Origin of the sequence: Acinetobacter oleivorans DR1 (genome assembly GCF_000196795.1) — a bacterium.
GTDB lineage: Bacteria > Pseudomonadota > Gammaproteobacteria > Pseudomonadales > Moraxellaceae > Acinetobacter > Acinetobacter oleivorans.
The window spans coordinates 3562367-3580330 of the sequence record NC_014259.1 but is presented as its reverse complement, the minus strand read 5'-3'; the positions used below and the strand labels follow the sequence as shown (position 1 = coordinate 3580330).

Below are 17964 nucleotides of genomic sequence, written 5' to 3'. Positions count from 1 at the left end.
GGTCGGGATAATGTCTAAACGTAATATTGAAGTCTACACACAGACATTGTCCCAGCTTCTTTTAAAATCTAAACAAGATTTTCCAGACTTTCGTACATTTAATCATTATAAAAAACAGCAAATACATAATATTAGAAACGAGCTGATAGCACAGAAATTACAAATTAAAATAACGGATTTGGAGTTTGCAAAGCATGAGCATGGCAAGCCCTATTTATTGAATCACGATTTAAATTTTAATCACTCTCATAGCCAACAATATTATGCTTTAGCGATGAGTCAGCATGTTAAAGATATCGGTATAGACGTTGAAGAGTTAGACCGTAAAGTACGTTTGGAAGCTCTAGCGCAGCATGCATTTCATCCTGATGAATATGCAACATGGCAAAGTCTAGAACAAGATAGAGAATATTGGTTTAAAGTCTGGACGACAAAAGAGGCTGTTCTAAAAGCTTCAGGCCTTGGTATCCGTTTAGATTTAAATACTTTAAATACTCAAGCACATCCTACAGACCGTGGCGGAATATGTTCTCATCCACTGATCGGGACATTTGCTTATCAAAACTTCGTTGTGGGTAATATGATTTTAACAGTGGCATGGCGCTCAGCATTATCTTGCCGTGGTTTTCAATTTCCTATAATTAAGCTTCATTCACTTGATGTTTAATAAGCGAATAGCAGACATAAAAAAACCGCGAATTACGCGGTTTTTTTAGTTTAGAGCAAGCTATAAAATTAAGCTTGACCTTCAACAGCTTGAGCGCGTTGCATATTCGCTTCGAACTCTGCATCAAAGTTGATTGGTGTAAGAAGTAACTGTGGGAAGCTACCTTTAGTCACTAAATCATTTACCGCTTCACGTAAGAACGGGAACAAAATATTTGGGCAATAAGCGCCTAAAATATACGGTAAGCGATCTTCTTCGATGTTATCAATCAAGAAAATACCTGATTGAGTGATATCTACAATGAACGCTGTTTCGTTGTCGTTATCGGCTTGTACCACAACTTTTAAAGAAACTTCAAAATGAGTTGGATCAATTTTTTCTGCAGCAGAAGAAAGATTGATATTGAGTTCAGGTTGCCATTGTTTAGTAAAAACCTGCGCCCCAGGAACCTCAAAAGAAATATCTTTTGTATAAATACGCTCTAAAGCTAATTGTGGTTGAACTTGTTGTTCTTCGCTCATTGTTTTTTCCTTAATATGGATGCGAGATTAAGCCAATAATTCGTCGAGTTTACCTTCACGCTCTAAAGCATAAAGTTGGTCAAAACCACCAATAAACTGATCGTTAATAAAAATTTGTGGGACAGTACGATGATTAGTGCGTTGCATTAATTCAACACGTACTTCCGGTGCTTCAACAGAAAGATTTACTTCTTTGTAAGCAACACCTTTACGCTCAAGTAACTGTTTAGCACGAACACAATACGGGCATACAGAAGTTGAGTAAACAATGACATTTGCAGCCATAATAATTCTCCTTAAGCTTTTGGTTTGCTTTTTACAAGAGGTAAGCCTTGTGCTTTCCAGTTACTAATGCCACCATCGAGTCGATAGCTGTCATGGTGAGCAACTTTTTGCAAAGCACTACCAGCGACTTGCCCGAGGTTGCAAATAAATACTAATGGACGGTCACTTGCTTTTAATTCATCAGCATGACTTGCAATTTGGCTGAAAGGAATATTGCGGCTACCACTAATATGACCTTCACGGAAGTCTTTACTATCGCGCAAGTCGATGAGTATGGCATTTTTCGCTTTCACTAAAATACCAAGCGACTGTGGTGAAATTTTACGACCGTTACGTTGACCTTCAAAAATGAAGAACAACACGACCAAGACTCCGAGCGTACCAAACAAAATGGGGTGATTCCCCATAAACTCTAACCAGCGTTCCACAAGTCACCTAAAAAAAATTAAAAACAAAATTGACCTAGAGTATAGCGTATATAGATGGTGATCAAAATCACCACTTCAAGGGCAAAGCGGACAGAAAATTAGTTTTTTTGCTGTGCTTCTTGAATCTCATCATTTAAACGCAAAAAGCTATCTAGGCGCCGTGGTAAAATTTCACCAGATTCTACAGCATGTTTTAACCCACAGTTCTTTTCATGAGTATGGGTGCAATTACGGAATTGGCAAGAACCCAAATGTGCTTCAATTTCTGGAAAGCCCATACGAATTTTTTCTAAATCAAGATGCCAAAGCCCAAATTCACGAATTCCCGGTGAGTCGATTAACGCCCCATTTTTACCGAAATTCATTAAACGTGTAGAGGTTGTTGTGTGCTGACCAAGTGCAGAGTTTTCAGAAATAATATTTGTTTTTTGCTCTGCTTCTGGAATGAGCACATTAATTAAAGAGCTTTTTCCTACACCTGACTGGCCAACGAAAGCTACTGTTTCGCCATCTAAACGTTCAGATAAAGCAGAGATATCTCCCTTTTTAGACTGACAAATCATCACCTCATAACCCAAAGTTTTATATTCTTCTAATAGTGTGAGAATTGGGTCATTTTCGGTTAACAAATCAGACTTATTGAGGACTAAAAGAGCAGGAATATTAGCATCTGCACAAGCAACTAAATAACGGTCAATTAACGTTGGTGCAGGTTCAGGAAGTGGTGAAAAGACAATCACAATCAAACTGATATTTGCTGCCACAGGTTTAACTTTGTGATAACGGTCTGGACGGGTAAGTAAAGAGGTACGAGGGTGAATGGCTGTAATAATACCTAAACCCGTGTTTGGGTCAGCTTGCCATTTAACTCGATCACCAGTCACAAGTAATTCTAAGTTTGTTCGAGTATGACAGCGCCATACGCTTTTGAGCTCGATAGGTTTCCAGAAAGGTTCTGGCTCTCCTTCGGCAACTTGAGGTTTTTCTGGGTGATGCTCAGGTACAGAGAGTGCTTGTACTTCAAGTTGGCGGCCATAATGTTGTACAACGAGTCCGTCCAGATCTTGTGAAGTATCAGCCTCTTCTTGGCGAGTTTTGTGCTGTTTTTCAATACGACGTTGCTGTTGTTCAGTTAAACGACGCTTACGAATTAAAGCCATTCATATCCCAAAAAAACCACTGTTTGAAGATGGCAAAAATAGCATGAAGCGGCTATAGAATTACAGCGCAGATGCAAGAAATTTGCTACTATTGATGTTTTTACGGCATTTTAGAACGTACATACATGAGCAGTACTTTAAATACACGATTAATTTGGATTGATCTGGAAATGACCGGATTAGATACCGATAATGACCAAATTATTGAAATCGCAACAATTATTACAGATGATCATTTAAATGTACTTGCCGAAGGTCCGGTTTTAGCCGTTCACCAGCCTGACCGTATTTTAAATGCAATGGATGAGTGGAATACCCGCCAACATGGGCAGTCTGGTCTGATTGAACGAGTTCGTCGCAGCAAATTAACAGCTCTTGATGCTGAGTTACAAACTTTAGAATTCCTAAAAAAATGGGTGAATCCAAAAGTTTCACCGATGTGTGGTAACTCGATCTGTCAGGATCGCCGTTTCTTACACCGTCTTATGCCTGAACTTGAGCAGTATTTTCACTACCGTAATCTTGATGTATCTACGGTAAAAGAACTTTCAAAACGCTGGCGCCCTGAAATCATGAGCGGTTTGAAAAAGAATGCATCGCATTTGGCAATGGATGATATTCGTGACTCGATTTCTGAGTTGAAATACTACCGTGAATATTTTTTTATCATGAACACTGACGGTAAAGATTAATGACTTTGCCTGAGTGATATGAAAGGGAGGCTATTGCCTCCTTTTTTATTGTTTAAAGGGGATTGTTACAATAATGCCGATCGCCTGATTTGGCTTTCATATTCATTTTGCTTAAAATGATGTTTTAAATTTTTATTATAAAAAGAGAGCATTTATGCAAAGTAATAACCCGATACTGACCCGTGTTGAAACGGTCAGTGACTATAGTCAACCGATGACTGTGCAAGGTGCGATTCAAAAATCTGTAATGTTGACAGTTATTGCTGCTGCGGTGGGTGTCGCTTTATTTTTCTATGCAGCCTTTACTGCAAATGTTGGCATTGCTTACGCGGCTTCAATTGTGGGTGCAATTGGTGGCTTGGTTTTAGCTTTAATTACAACGTTTAAACCAACGACCGCGCCAACATTGGCAATTCCGTATGCCTTATTTGAAGGGGCTTTTTTAGGTGGTATTTCTTTTACTTTCCAGTTGAAATACCCAGGTGTTCCTCTTCAAGCTTTATTAGCGACTTTCGTTACGACTTTGGTGATGTTTGGTCTATATAAGTTCCAAATTATACGTGCAACTGAAAAGTTCAAGTCAGTTGTAATTTCTGCATCTTTGGCGATCTTTATTGTATTTATCGTCCAGATGGTCATGCGTTTAGCATTTGGTTCAAGCGTTCCTTATATTTTTGAAAGTAACTGGTTAGGCATTGGCTTTGCTGCATTTGTTGCAGTGATTGCTTCACTTAACCTGATTTTAGATTTTGATTTAATTGAAACTAATGCAGCATATCGCGCACCAAAATTCATGGAATGGTTGTGTGGTATCGCATTACTTGCAACTTTAGTGTGGATGTATATTTCTTTCTTACGCTTACTTGGCTTATTGTCTGACGACTAAGATTGAATTCATCGAGAAGTCGCTCCTTATCAGGAGCGATTTTTTTTCGTGCGATTTTTGAAAAAAGATGCATTATGCAATTTCGAAAACCGCTGAATATTGGCATTATGCTTGAAATTGTTTTGAGTGAGATCGGCATGACACAAGGACTTTTAGCAGGTAAGCGCTTTTTGATTGCAGGCGTTGCTAGTAAATTATCAATTGCTTTTGGTATTGCACAAGCATTACACCGTGAAGGTGCAGAGCTTGCGTTTACTTATCCAAACGAAAAATTAAAAAAACGTGTGGATGAATTTGCTGAGCAATTCGGTTCTAAGCTTGTGTTTCCATGTGATGTTGCTGTTGATGCTGAAATTGATAATGCATTTGCAGAACTTGCAAAACATTGGGACGGTGTAGACGGTGTTGTGCACTCAATCGGCTTTGCACCTGCACACACGCTTGATGGTGACTTCACTGACGTGACTGACCGTGACGGTTTTAAAGTTGCTCATGACATCAGTGCATACAGCTTTATTGCAATGGCTCGTGCTGCAAAACCTTTATTACAAGCTCGTCAAGGCTGTTTATTGACTTTGACTTACCAAGGTTCTGAGCGCGTTATGCCTAACTACAACGTAATGGGTATGGCAAAAGCTTCTTTAGAAGCGGGTGTTCGCTACTTAGCATCAAGCTTGGGTGTTGATGGTATTCGTGTAAACGCGATTTCTGCGGGTCCAATCCGTACTTTAGCTGCTTCTGGTATTAAGTCTTTCCGTAAAATGTTAGATGCTAATGAAAAAGTTGCGCCGTTAAAACGTAATGTAACGATTGAAGAAGTAGGTAATGCAGCGTTGTTCCTATGCTCACCTTGGGCTTCAGGTATTACTGGTGAAATTCTATATGTAGATGCTGGTTTCAATACTGTAGGTATGAGCCAATCTATGATGGATGATGAATAAGTTTTAAAACTTATTTAGCCATAAAAAAAGCCGTAGTTGAAGTACTACGGCTTTTTTAATTGGTCAAGTTACTGAGGAAGTTCTTTTACAGGTGAACCACCTAAAGCTTGCATGAGGGTCACATACGCGTTGTATTGGCTTTGCTTGGTTTCAACGAGACTTAAGCGTGCAGTACGTGTGGTTTGCTGAGCATCGAGAAGTGTTTTTAATGCGACAGCACCATAACGGTAACGGACTTCGGTTAAACGTTCAGTTTTTTCTGCAAGTTCAACATTACGTTCCTGTAACGCTACTTGTTTGTCGAGTTCGGTACGACTCGATAAAGCGTTTTCTACATCAGCAAAAGCCTGATAAAGCGTTTGACGATATTGAATAATCGCTTTTTCATAATCCAGATTGCTAATTGCGATATCTTTCTTCATATCGTTATATTGCAAAAAAGGTAAGCTCAAACTCGCCCCAAGCGTCAAGGCAGGATTACGTAATAACTCTGTTAACGATGTGCTGCTTGAACCTAAACTGCTGGTTAAGCTAATTGATGGATAGTAGCTCGCTTTAGTGGCATCTTTAGTCGCTAATGCTTTTCTTAAACGTAACTCACTCGCTTGCAAATCAGGGCGGCGCGATAAAATATCGGCAGGTAAACCAGCACCAATTGCAGGTAGAGCAGTGCGTGGTAAACGCTTTGGCTCTTGAATGTTCAATTGTTGCAATGGCTCATGTAATAGCACTGCAATAGCCGTACGTGTTTCAACCAATTGTTGTTCAATCTGGCTTAAACTCGCTTTCTGGCTTTGTACCGATTGTTCTGCTTGAGTCAGATCTACACCTGAAACAGCGCCAGCTTTATATTGAATCTGCACCAAGTCATAAAGCTTTTGAGAGGTTGCGAGACTTTGCTGGGCAGTTGTGTAGCGCTCATTTAAATAACCGAGTTGCCAATAGAGTTTTGCAGTGGTTGCAATTAAACTTTGCCCAGTGGCTTGTAAGTCTTGTTCGGTCGCTAAGGCTTCCCATTTACTTGCTTCAGTTTGGCGTGCAAGCTTGCCAAACAAGTCAAGCTCATAGCTTACACCCGCACTCAGTGATAGGCCTTTAGAGCTGTCATCTCCCGAATTTAAATCGAAAGAATGTCCTGTAGACACACTAGAACTGGTACGCAAGCCTTGTTTGTTTGCAGTTAGATCAGCTTGTAGACGGGCTTGTTTCAACGCAATACCTGCAACTGCTAAATCACTGTTACGTTCTAATACATTGCTTACAAGCTGATTGAGCTGTGCATCATTGAAAAGCGTCCACCAACGATCAGAGTATTGATCGGCAGACATGTTTTTTGCTTTTGCTGTGTCATATTGAAAGCTGCCTGGAACTTGTACCGCAGGCGTTTCATAAGGTGTTTTTACTACAGCTGCGCATCCTACAAGAGAACCTGTGAGGAGAAGTGCTGTGCTGAGTTTAGTCATAGAGAAAGACATGCAATTTTCCTTATTCTCGTGATAGTGCAGCAACAGGGTCAAGTTTCGCGGCATTCTTGGCAGGCAAGAAACCGAATACGACACCAATCAGAGTTGAACAGACAAATGCTGCAATAATAGAAGTGCTTGAATAAGCCACGCTAAAGTTACCGCCAGCAAATTTATTAATAAGTTGTCCAAGGCCAAGCGATAGTAAGACGCCAAGCACACCACCAATTAAACACACCAAAATTGCTTCAATTAGGAATTGCTGCAAAATATCACTTTGACGAGCACCTACGGCCATACGTACGCCAATTTCCTGAGTACGTTCAGTCACTGAAACCAACATAATGTTCATTACCCCGATACCACCAACCACCAGTGAAATTACGGCAATTGCTGAAACCAGAAGCGTCATTGTGCTGGTTGTTTTCTCAATGGTTTGACGGATACTGTCACTGTTCATAGTGAAAATATCTTGTGCACCATGGCGCTGAGTTAATAGGTTTACAATCGCATTTTCTGCGGCAGCAGTTGAATATTTGTCATTAATACGAACCACGATATTACGTACATTAGATTGACCTAACATACGGCTCATTACGGTTGTATAAGGCATATAGACATTTAAAGTATCATCTGAGCCCATGCCGCTTGTCTGCGGTTCTACAATCCCAATAATACGTGCTGGTACACTACCGAGCAGTACGACTTGGCCAATTGGATTGCTACCATCTCCAAAGAATTGTTTTTGCGTATTGGTATCGATTACAACATCTTGTGAACGATCACGCACACTACGTTGGTCAAAAGTTTGCCCATCTTTAAAGACCAAACCTTTAACATCAAAATAATCGTTACTCACACCATTAATGGTCGCGTTTGCTTCATTTTGCTGGTAACGCATAGTTTTGGATGTACTGACGATTGGGCTGACTGCGCTAACATAAGGTTGAGTCATTAACGCATCAGCATCGGCAGGAACCAAAGTTTTAAAGTTTGCAGTTTTGGAGTTGTCACCAAAACCACGGCCCTGAAACACCGTAATCGTATTTGTTCCCAAACTGCTAATATTGCTTAAAATTTGTTGTTGAGAACCTTTACCTAGCGCGACCACTGTAACAACAGATGCAATACCAATAATGATCCCAAGCATGGTTAAAAACGTACGCATGCGGTGGGCATTCATAGACAGTAAAGCCATTTGAAAAGCTTCTGACAAACGATCTAAAGTAGAACGCCATGCAGAAATACTTTTGCCTTTCTTTTGTTTGCCTTGCAAAGCAGGAGCGGCATCAGGATCAGAATTGCCTGGTTCGGCTGCTTGATCCGGAACATTAGGACGATCACTAATAATTTCTCCGTCACTAATTTCGATAATACGCGTCGCATTTTTGGCAACTTGCATATCGTGGGTGACTAAAATAATAGTGTGACCTGCGGCATTGAGTTCACGCAAAATACGCATCACCTCAACACCACTATGAGAGTCGAGTGCCCCTGTCGGCTCATCTGCTAGAATAACGTCACCGCCATTCATAAGAGCACGGGCAATAGAAACACGTTGCTGCTGACCGCCAGAGAGCTGGCTTGGTCTATTAAGTGTTTTAGTACCTAATCCTAATTCGGTCAATAAAGCCGTTGCGCGTTGTTTACGCTCAGAAGGGGTAACACCTGCATAAACAGCCGGAACTTCAACGTTACCCTCCGCAGATAAATCACCCAGTAAATGGTAGCGCTGGAAAATAAAACCAAAATATTCACGACGTAGTCGAGCGAGTTGATCTGGTTCGAGTTTACCAGTCTCTTGTCCACTAACCTTGTAACTACCACTCGTAGGACGGTCTAAACAGCCCAAAATATTCATGAGTGTTGATTTACCAGAACCAGACTGACCGACAATGGCAACCAGTTCGCCTTCGTAAATGGTAAGGTCAATGCCTTTTAAAATTTGTATCGTGCTTTCGCCAGCAGGGAATTCCCGGACTAGATTGCTGACTTCAAGCAAAGCTTGTTTTGTCATGCTTACATTCCCATTGGGCCACTACGGCGACGGTTATTACTACTATTAGCTGATGCAGCAGAAGTATCTGCGCTATCGGCAATGACAACTTGATCACCTTGTTTTAAGCCCGCAAGAACTTGTGCATTTACACGGTTGTTAATGCCAACCAAAATTTGAGTTGGTTTAGTTGTGCCATCAGCTTGTAATACACGTACAACACTTAAGGTTAATTTACCTTGTTCAATTAACTGTTTTTGCTCATTAGTCAGGTTAAGACGCTCCAGACGAGCTCCATTTCCTTGAGATTTTTTAGCAGCTTCAGGTGTAGAGCTAGCTTTATCAGATGATTGGCCTGATTTTCTTTGACCTGAAAATTGTTTCGAGCTAAGTGCTGATGATGGAACAAGTAGAGCATTTTTAGCTGAGTTTAATACGATATAAACTTGTGCAGTCATATCAATACGCAATTTACCGTCGGTATTTGGCACATCGAATAAGGCATTATAGTAAACAGCTGAACTAGTAGTTGAGCTTGTCGTACTTGTTGATTCGCTAGAAATAGAATCTGGAGCAGGTTCAATCTGACGTAAAGTTGCATAACGCTTAGTGTCTTCACCTAATGTAGTGAAATAAACCTGTTGTCCTTTCTCAACTTTCATAATGTCAGCTTCACTGACCTGTGCCTTGATCGTCATGTTTTGTAGTTTTGCAATTTTGACAATTGTTGGCGCACTTTGATTGGCGTTTACTGTTTGACCTTCTTCGGTCACAATCGCAACAACAGTACCATCTGTTGGAGCAACAATACGCGTATAACCAATATTGGTTTGCGCCGTAGATTTTGTGACTTTTGCTGATTCGATTTGTGCATCTAACGCTTTGATTTGTGCCTGAGCTGTTTTATAGCTTGCCTCAGCCGATTCTAAATCCGCACGTGGTGTTGCATCTTGTGCATACATTTGTTGTTGACGGCGGTATTCAAGTTGTTTTTCATTCAAAGAAGCAACTTGCTGAAGGCGCTGTGCTTCTAAATTTTTAATATTTGCATCAGAGGTTTTTAAACTATTTTCTTGGGTCGTTGAATCAATCTGTGCAATAAGTTGACCTTGCTTAACCTGATCGCCAAGTTGCACATACATCTTTTTGACCTGACCAGATACCTGAGCACCGACACTAATCAGTTTGGTTGCATCAAGTGTACCCGTTGCAAGTACATTATTTTCAATATCCCCGCGTGTTACCTCGGCAGTAATATATTGTGGCTGTTGCTGTTTTGGCTTGAAAAACTTCCAGGCTAAAAGAGCAATAATGACTATACAGACGATGATAATAACAAGTTTGATTGGCTTTATTTTTGGCATGGCGAGAGGTCGAAAAGTTTAAAATTTAATTTAGTATAAAAGCGAAATGAGGATAAAACGTGAATTTTTATGATATTTCAGGAATGAAGAAAAATGATTCAGCCGAATTACTGTATAAATAATGTTTTTCCACATAATTCAGCAATCGCTTGCTGCATTAAATGTTCTGCATTTTCGTTCGACATTCCTTTAATTGCTGCATCGATTTGCAATAGAAGGGTAGACCAGCCTAGAAACTGTTGTGGATTTAGTCTTCTTAATGCTTGTTGATATAAGCTGACTTTTGTTTTCCAGATACCAAGCTGTAAGGCATTATGGGGTTGTTCAAACAATTGCATCAACAAACGCATTTCTTTACTTAAAGTCCATAAAATCAGACTATCGGGTTCGCCTGCTGCAATTAAATATTGAAAAATCTTAATAGATTGGCCAAGGTTGCCTTCTAATAATGCATCACTTAAATCATAGGTGGTATAGCGTGATTGATCTTGTAGGCACGCATATAGTTGTTCAATTTGAATGAGTTGTTGGTCTGGAAATGTGTCTCTTACACGCATCAAGCTATTTTTAGCTGCAAGCAAATTGTGCTCATGATGTTGCATTAACCACTGCCAAGCATCATTGTCGAGTTGAATTTCAAGTTTATCTGCTTCAGCAGATAAAATTCTTTGGCGATCTTGTGGGTAATTTGCCGTGAGGGCAACTACAACCCCATTTGCTTCAACAACTTGGAAAAAAGCAGATTTTAAGCTACTACTATCTTGTTTAGGTAAAACAATTAATAGCAGGTTATGTTCATTATGTTGTATATAGCTTTTGAGTTGTTTTAAGCCATTCGCATCAGGTTTTATATTGCCGTGTACTTCAATAGCAAGCTGCTGAGAAAATAAAGATAAGCTATTAAGTGCGTTAAAGACATTTTTCCAGTCGCTTACGCTACTAATATCATAGCGCTGTCTTTCAACTTCTTGTTGTTGCCAGCTTTTTCGAAAGGCATCTAATAAATTTTGTTCTAATAAAGGCTCTTGCCCATGTAAAATCCACGCACCCCGAGCTTCCGGAGTACGTTTTAAGGCTTGTAAATAATCAATTTTCATTGCTGGTAAAAATACAGATTAAGGCTGAGCTTTTGGTAAGCGATTTGCTGAAATCTGACGAGTAATTTGCTGTGCAATATCATCAATTACAATACGTTGTAAGTAACTTTCTTGCTGATTTTCAGTGTTGACCGTTGCCAAGTCATATTGATAACTACGAGATGCAGTTAATGAGCGTGGCTCAGTAATTTTATTACCCTGACGGTCTTCAATCTGGAAGGTTACGGTCAAACGTAATAATACTTCAGTTAGTTTTCCATTTAAAAGCTGACGACGTGGTGTGTACTCTAAAACACGAAGTACGTAGGCATCATTATCATTGCTGAGTTGAACACCATTTGCAGCTAAATACACTTTTAACTGTGTTTCCAAATCATCAGTTTTAGCTGGTAACTCAAGGCTTAACTTTTTATAAACAAGCGGAGTCGCAGTCGGGTTGGTTCCTTTTAAATGAAATCCACACCCGACTAAGCCTGCACTAAGGCCTAAGGTTAAAACAACAGCGGCTAAACGTTTGGCTAAGTGCATGCTTGATCCTCTCATTAATAACTTTAATTAAACCACGAGGTTAACTAATTTATTTGGAACCACAATTTCTTTTTTTGTTGGTCCGGTTAAGAATTGTTGAACTTCTGGTAGAGCTTTAGCTTGAGCTAATAGATCTTCCTTAGAAATATCAACAGAAACTTCAAGTTTACCGCGAAGTTTACCATTAACCTGTACAACAATCGTTTGCGTATTACGCGTTAACGCAGAAGCATCAACTTCAGGGAATGTTGCTGCTGTAACATCTGTACCAAATTGAGCCAATAAAGTTTGGCTTAAATGCGGTGCAAACGGTTCAAGTAAAGTTAACAGTGTTGTGATTGCTTCACGTTCTACAGCAATGTCATTGTCATCTTTTGCTTCAAACTTGTTGCTTGCATTTAACAACTCCATTAAAGCAGCAATCGCGGTATTGAATGCATGACGACGTTCAATATCATCACTTACTTTTTGAATAGTTTCGTGTGTTTTACGACGTAAGTCTTGAGCGTCTTTAGATAAATTAGCTGTATCGATTGTAGAAGCTGAGTTGCCTTTTTCAAGGAAGCCAGCTACAAGGCGCCATACACGTTTCAAGAAACGGTTTGCACCTTCAACACCTGCATCAGACCATTCTAAAGATTGATCTGGTGGAGCAGCAAACATCATGAATACACGAGCTGTATCTGCGCCGTATTGATCAATAATCGCTTGTGGGTCAATACCGTTATTTTTCGACTTAGACATTTTTTCTTGTCCGCCGATTACAACTTCTTGGCCGTCACCTGAATATTTTGCAGAAAGAATACGACCTTTCTCATCACGTTCTAATTCAATATCAGCTGGGTTGAACCAAGTTTTCTTGCCATTTTCTGCTTCACGATAGAACGTATCTGCAAGTACCATGCCTTGAGTTAACAAGTTGGTAAATGGCTCATTACCTTGTACAACGCCTTCGTCACGCATTAATTTGTGGAAGAAACGTGCATAAAGTAAGTGAAGAATTGCGTGTTCAACACCACCAATGTATTGGTTTACAGGAAGCCAGTTTTGAGCTGCTTCAGGTTTAACCATACCACCAGTAAAGTCTGGAGACGCATAGCGTGCATAGTACCAAGATGACTCTACGAAAGTATCTAAAGTATCTGTTTCACGGCGTGCATCGCCACCACAACACGGACATTTAGTTTCATAGAATTCAGGCATTTTGTTCAGCGGATTACCTGAACCATCTGGAACAACGTCTGTTGGTAATACAACTGGAAGCTGGTCTTCTGGAACTGTGACTTGACCACAAGTATCACAGTTAATCATTGGAATTGGACAACCCCAGTAACGTTGACGAGAAACACCCCAGTCACGTAAACGGAATTGAACTTTAGAATTTGCTAAACTTTGTGGTTCTAATTTTGCAAGGAATGCGTCAAACGCAGCTTGGAATTCTAAACCGTCAAACTCACCAGAGTTAACAAGTTTACCTTCTTTAGAACCGTACCATTCTTGCCATTCAGTTGCAGAGTAATCTGCATCGTCAGCACCTTTGGCATCAATCACTTGCTTAATTGACAAGTTGAACTTGTTAGCAAATTCAAAATCACGTTCGTCATGCGCTGGTACAGCCATTACTGCGCCAGAACCATAAGACATTAATACGTAGTTTGCGATCCAGACAGGAAGCTCTTCACCAGTTACAGGGTGTTTTACAAACAAACCTGTTGCCATGCCTTTTTTCTCGGCTGTTGCCAAGTCCGCTTCTGCAACTGAACCCATGCGGCATTCTTCAATAAATGCAGCCAATTCAGGGTTGTTTTCAGCAGCTTTAAGTGCGAGAGGGTGTTCTGCTGCAACAGCAACATATGTCACACCCATTAGCGTGTCGGCACGTGTTGTATAGACAGTTAAGCCATCAGTATAGATTTCAGTATTGGCAGATGGGAAAGTAATTTCCATGCCTGTAGAGCGACCAATCCAGTTACGTTGCATGGTCAACACTTGTTGAGGCCAGCCGTCTTGTAAAGTGTCAAGATCGTCTAATAATTCTTGTGCATAGTCCGTAATACGGAAGTAGTACATTGGAATATCACGTTTCTCAACCAATGCACCTGAGCGCCAGCCACGACCATTTTCAACTTGTTCGTTTGCTAAAACTGTTTGGTCAACCGGATCCCAGTTTACTGTTGAAAGTTTACGGTAGATCAGGCCTTTTTTATAAAGCTGAACAAATAACCATTGTTCCCAGTGGTAATACTCTGGTGTACAAGTTGCGAATTCGCGATCCCAGTCTACAGATAGACCTAATTTTTTTAATTGGTCACGCATGTAAGCGATGTTTTCAAATGTCCATTTTGCCGGAGCAACTTTATGGGCAATTGCTGCGTTTTCAGCAGGTAAACCGAATGCATCCCAACCCATAGGTTGTAATACAGTTTCACCTTTTAAACGGTAAAAACGGCTAATTACATCGCCAATTGTATAGTTACGCACATGCCCCATATGCAGCTTGCCGCTTGGGTAAGGAAACATTGACAGGATGTAGCGATGTTTACCTTCGACAGTGTCGGCAACTTTAAAGACTTTACGATTTTCCCAATCTTGTTGAACTGATGGTTCAATCGTGTTTGCTTGATATTCGGGGTCAATGTGAGAAATAGTCATAGACGTAAGCTATACAACGAAAATTGAAATGAAAGATTGCTGCACAGCATAGCGCAAAATAACAGGAAATGTCAGTTTTTAGATCAGGATTTTATCTTTTAATATGAGCAATAAACATTTCTCAATCTATTCTTCTTTATTTTAAATAATAGAGGAGTGATGAAAATATTCACCACTCTCATTTTACTTATCGCGCTGTTGTAGCGGATGGGGTAGGTGCTACAGGTGGAACAGCTACTGCTGGTGCATTTTTTTCCTGTGCGACATTCGTTGCCTCTTGCACTACTTTATCTGTTTTATCTTGAGATTGTTGTTCTGGGGAAGGTGTGGAATTTTTTACGAATGATTGGCTACCGTAAGTTGAAACTTTGTTCAAATGTTTTGCACTCTTAGGTGGTGGAGTCGTGGTGTAATGGGTGGAGCCATTTTTATCCATCCATTTGTAATATTGCTGTGCCTGACTTTGGCTTGAGCAAACTAAAATCACTGTTGCAACTGCCGTATATAAGCTTGTTTTTAAATAAAATAAATTCATATTAGATATTCCCCAAAGAAAGCTGGCTATATTTAAATAAAGTTCAGAAATAAGCAATTTACAATGCATGGTTTTATATAAAAAAGACGAATTATTTTTAATAAATAGAGGGTAGAACTACCAAATTTACGATTCAACTTTAGATTAAAAAAGAAGCAGCTAAAATTTTTTATGGAAAAACCTTTTCTTTAATCTTGACTTTAGTGAATTAAACAACAAAAATGCTTCCTTTAGTTTTATATGCGATTATTTGATCACCCTTCGAATAACCGTCATGTTTTGTAATAGACATTCTCTCTAGCCGAGAGATTGATTTTACTTAAAGTATGTATATCCAGACATGCTTTATTAATGTTAAAAAAGCTTATACGGCTGAAAAACAGAAATTTTTCTATTGCAACGAAAACTAGACAATATGTGTGCTATAACAGTGCAGACAATTCAATGAATGAAACACTATTTGTGCCTTCCATAAATAGTGATAAAGATTTTAGGGTGAATCACGTTGGAACTTTTATCTGGTGGTGAAATGCTCGTTCGTGCTCTTGCGGACGAAGGCGTTGAACATGTTTTTGGTTATCCAGGCGGCGCTGTATTACATATTTATGATGCGCTATTTCAACAAGACAAAATTAATCATTACCTCGTACGTCATGAACAAGCTGCTGGTCATATGGCAGATGCTTACTCGCGTGCTACAGGTAAAACTGGCGTAGTACTGGTCACTTCTGGACCTGGCGCAACTAATACTGTGACTCCAATTGCAACAGCTTATATGGACTCAATCCCAATGGTGATTTTGTCTGGCCAGGTTGCATCACATCTTATTGGTGAAGACGCTTTCCAAGAAACTGATATGGTGGGTATTTCACGTCCGATCGTGAAACACAGCTTCCAAGTTCGTCATGCAAGTGAAATTCCTGCAATTATCAAAAAAGCATTTTATATCGCATCAAGTGGTCGCCCTGGCCCTGTTGTAGTCGATATTCCTAAAGATGCGACAAATCCTGCAGAAAAATTTGCGTACGAATATCCTGAAAAAGTGAAGATGCGTTCTTATCAGCCACCTTCACGCGGTCATTCTGGTCAAATTCGTAAAGCGATTGATGAGCTTTTAAGTGCAAAACGCCCTGTTATTTATACGGGTGGTGGTGTTGTTCAAGGTAATGCATCAGCATTATTGACTGAGTTGGCTCATTTGTTGGGCTATCCAGTAACAAATACACTTATGGGCCTTGGTGGCTTCCCAGGTAATGATCCGCAGTTCGTGGGCATGTTGGGAATGCATGGTACTTATGAAGCAAACATGGCGATGCATAATGCTGACGTCATTCTTGCAATTGGTGCGCGCTTTGATGACCGAGTAACCAATAATCCTGCAAAATTCTGTGTGAATGCAAAAGTTATTCATGTTGATATTGATCCGGCGAGCATTTCAAAAACGATCATGGCGCACATTCCGATTGTAGGGGCGGTTGAGCCTGTACTTCAGGAAATGTTGACGCAGTTGAAACAATTGAATGTGTCTAAGCCTAACCCTGAAGCAATTGCTGCATGGTGGGATCAAATTAATGAATGGCGTAAAGTTCATGGTTTGAAGTATGAAACACCTGCTGATGGCACGATGAAGCCACAGCAAGTTGTTGAAGCTTTATATAAAGCGACTAATGGCGATGCCATTATTACTTCGGATGTGGGTCAACACCAAATGTTTGGCGCGTTGTATTACAAGTACAAACGTCCACGTCAATGGATTAACTCAGGCGGATTAGGCACCATGGGCGTAGGTTTACCTTATGCAATGGCAGCTAAGTTAGCTTTCCCAGATCAACAGGTAGTTTGTATTACCGGTGAAGCTTCAATTCAGATGTGTATTCAAGAGCTTTCAACTTGTAAGCAATACGGTATGAATGTGAAGATCTTGTGCTTGAATAACCGTGCTTTAGGTATGGTTAAACAATGGCAAGATATGAACTATGAAGGTCGTCATTCAAGCTCATACGTTGAATCATTACCTGATTTTGGCAAATTGATGGAAGCTTATGGTCATGTGGGTATCCAGATTGATCATGCTGACGAATTAGAGTCGAAGCTTGCTGAAGCAATGGCGATTAATGATAAATGTGTATTCATTAATGTCATGGTTGATCGTACAGAACATGTTTATCCAATGCTGATCGCAGGTCAGTCAATGAAGGATATGTGGTTAGGGAAAGGGGAGCGTACATAATGAGACATATTATTTCTGTACTCGTTGAAAACGAAGCTGGTGCGCTTTCTCGTTTGGTAGGTTTATTCAGTCAACGTAACTATAACATTGAGACGTTGAATGTAGCCCCGACCGAAGACCCAACTTTATCGCGTTTGACGTTAACCACTTATGGTGATGACCATAAGATTGAACAGATTACAAAGCAGCTCAACAAGCTTGTTGAAGTTGTAAAAGTAGTAGATTTATCAGAAGGTTCACACATTGAGCGTGAACTGATGTTGATTAAAGTAAAAGCGTTAGGTGCTTCACGTGCTGAAATTAAGCGAACAGCGGATATTTTCCGTGCGCAAATTGTCGACGTGACACCAACTACCTATACCATTCAAATAGCAGGGACAACTGAAAAATTAGATGGTTTTATCGATGCGCTTGCAGAAAACACTATTCTAGAAGTCGTTCGTTCAGGTGTATCTGGTATCGCCCGTGGCGAAAAAGTATTAGCCATTTAATTTTTTAAAAAGTATTTTAGCGGAGAAC

At 40.1% G+C, this 17964-nt stretch carries 17 protein-coding genes; 6 read left to right on the top strand and 11 right to left on the bottom strand.

Features of this window, described 5'->3' with window-relative positions; genetic code table 11:
* The first annotated feature begins 10 nt into the window (after positions 1 to 10).
* Positions 11 to 667 (top strand): 4'-phosphopantetheinyl transferase family protein, encoded by a 657-nt coding sequence (locus tag AOLE_RS16820; RefSeq protein WP_013198962.1) that lies wholly within the window; start codon positions 11 to 13, stop codon positions 665 to 667.
* A gap of 68 nt (positions 668 to 735) precedes the next feature.
* Here the strand turns inward: AOLE_RS16820 and secB are convergent, their stop codons facing one another.
* From secB to rsgA, 4 genes are all read right to left on the bottom strand, one after another.
* Positions 736 to 1188 carry a protein-export chaperone SecB gene (gene secB / locus AOLE_RS16815; protein ID WP_003654925.1) on the bottom strand — a complete coding sequence of 151 codons (453 nt, stop codon included), beginning with the start codon at positions 1186 to 1188 and terminating at the stop codon, positions 736 to 738.
* A gap of 27 nt (positions 1189 to 1215) precedes the next feature.
* Entirely contained in the window at positions 1216 to 1473 is a 258-nt protein-coding gene (gene grxC, locus AOLE_RS16810; protein WP_002114715.1) for a glutaredoxin 3, read from the bottom strand.
* 11 nt (positions 1474 to 1484) lie between these two features.
* Entirely contained in the window at positions 1485 to 1901 is a 417-nt protein-coding gene (locus tag AOLE_RS16805) for a rhodanese-like domain-containing protein (protein WP_004794673.1), read from the bottom strand.
* 98 nt (positions 1902 to 1999) lie between these two features.
* The gene (gene rsgA / locus AOLE_RS16800; protein ID WP_005302303.1) at positions 2000 to 3061 is read right to left on the bottom strand and encodes a small ribosomal subunit biogenesis GTPase RsgA; all 1062 of its coding nucleotides are present in this window, start codon (positions 3059 to 3061) and stop codon (positions 2000 to 2002) included.
* A 125-nt stretch (positions 3062 to 3186) separates the two neighbouring features.
* On the opposite strand from rsgA, the gene orn reads away from it, so the two are divergent.
* The 3 genes from orn (at position 3187) to AOLE_RS16785 (ending at position 5580) form a co-directional block, all read left to right on the top strand.
* Positions 3187 to 3753 (top strand): oligoribonuclease, encoded by a 567-nt coding sequence (gene orn / locus AOLE_RS16795; protein WP_013198961.1) that lies wholly within the window; start codon positions 3187 to 3189, stop codon positions 3751 to 3753.
* A gap of 154 nt (positions 3754 to 3907) precedes the next feature.
* A complete protein-coding gene (locus AOLE_RS16790) occupies positions 3908 to 4639 on the top strand; it encodes a Bax inhibitor-1/YccA family protein (RefSeq protein ID WP_004794670.1) in 732 nt (243 codons plus the stop codon).
* Between the two features lie 137 nt (positions 4640 to 4776).
* Complete coding sequence (locus tag AOLE_RS16785; protein ID WP_023274323.1) at positions 4777 to 5580, top strand: enoyl-ACP reductase FabI; 804 nt, start codon at positions 4777 to 4779, stop codon at positions 5578 to 5580.
* Between the two features lie 68 nt (positions 5581 to 5648).
* Here AOLE_RS16785 and AOLE_RS16780 read toward each other — a convergent pair whose 3' ends face one another.
* The 7 genes from AOLE_RS16780 to AOLE_RS16750 all read right to left on the bottom strand — a co-directional run bounded on the left by AOLE_RS16780 (position 5649) and on the right by AOLE_RS16750 (position 15215).
* Positions 5649 to 7043 (bottom strand): efflux transporter outer membrane subunit, encoded by a 1395-nt coding sequence (locus AOLE_RS16780; RefSeq protein WP_081399375.1) that lies wholly within the window; start codon positions 7041 to 7043, stop codon positions 5649 to 5651.
* A gap of 22 nt (positions 7044 to 7065) precedes the next feature.
* The gene (locus tag AOLE_RS16775; protein ID WP_005302315.1) at positions 7066 to 9060 is read right to left on the bottom strand and encodes a MacB family efflux pump subunit; all 1995 of its coding nucleotides are present in this window, start codon (positions 9058 to 9060) and stop codon (positions 7066 to 7068) included.
* Between the two features lie 2 nt (positions 9061 to 9062).
* Positions 9063 to 10403 (bottom strand): MacA family efflux pump subunit, encoded by a 1341-nt coding sequence (locus AOLE_RS16770; RefSeq protein ID WP_013198959.1) that lies wholly within the window; start codon positions 10401 to 10403, stop codon positions 9063 to 9065.
* 107 nt (positions 10404 to 10510) lie between these two features.
* Entirely contained in the window at positions 10511 to 11500 is a 990-nt protein-coding gene (gene holA / locus AOLE_RS16765; RefSeq protein ID WP_013198958.1) for a DNA polymerase III subunit delta, read from the bottom strand.
* 18 nt (positions 11501 to 11518) lie between these two features.
* Entirely contained in the window at positions 11519 to 12028 is a 510-nt protein-coding gene (locus tag AOLE_RS16760) for an LPS-assembly lipoprotein LptE (RefSeq protein ID WP_004794663.1), read from the bottom strand.
* Between the two features lie 27 nt (positions 12029 to 12055).
* Positions 12056 to 14680 carry a leucine--tRNA ligase gene (gene leuS, locus AOLE_RS16755; protein WP_013198957.1) on the bottom strand — a complete coding sequence of 875 codons (2625 nt, stop codon included), beginning with the start codon at positions 14678 to 14680 and terminating at the stop codon, positions 12056 to 12058.
* Between the two features lie 187 nt (positions 14681 to 14867).
* Positions 14868 to 15215, bottom strand: coding sequence for a DUF4124 domain-containing protein (locus tag AOLE_RS16750; RefSeq protein WP_005302320.1), 348 nt, complete (start codon positions 15213 to 15215; stop codon positions 14868 to 14870).
* A 505-nt stretch (positions 15216 to 15720) separates the two neighbouring features.
* On the opposite strand from AOLE_RS16750, the gene AOLE_RS16745 reads away from it, so the two are divergent.
* Both AOLE_RS16745 and ilvN read left to right on the top strand, forming a co-directional pair.
* A complete protein-coding gene (locus tag AOLE_RS16745) occupies positions 15721 to 17445 on the top strand; it encodes an acetolactate synthase 3 large subunit (protein WP_004794658.1) in 1725 nt (574 codons plus the stop codon).
* On the top strand, positions 17445 to 17936 hold the full coding sequence (ilvN, locus tag AOLE_RS16740; RefSeq protein WP_001215920.1) for an acetolactate synthase small subunit: 492 nt from the start codon (positions 17445 to 17447) through the stop codon (positions 17934 to 17936). Before AOLE_RS16745 ends, ilvN begins: the two co-directional genes overlap by 1 nt.
* Positions 17937 to 17964 lie beyond the last annotated feature (28 nt).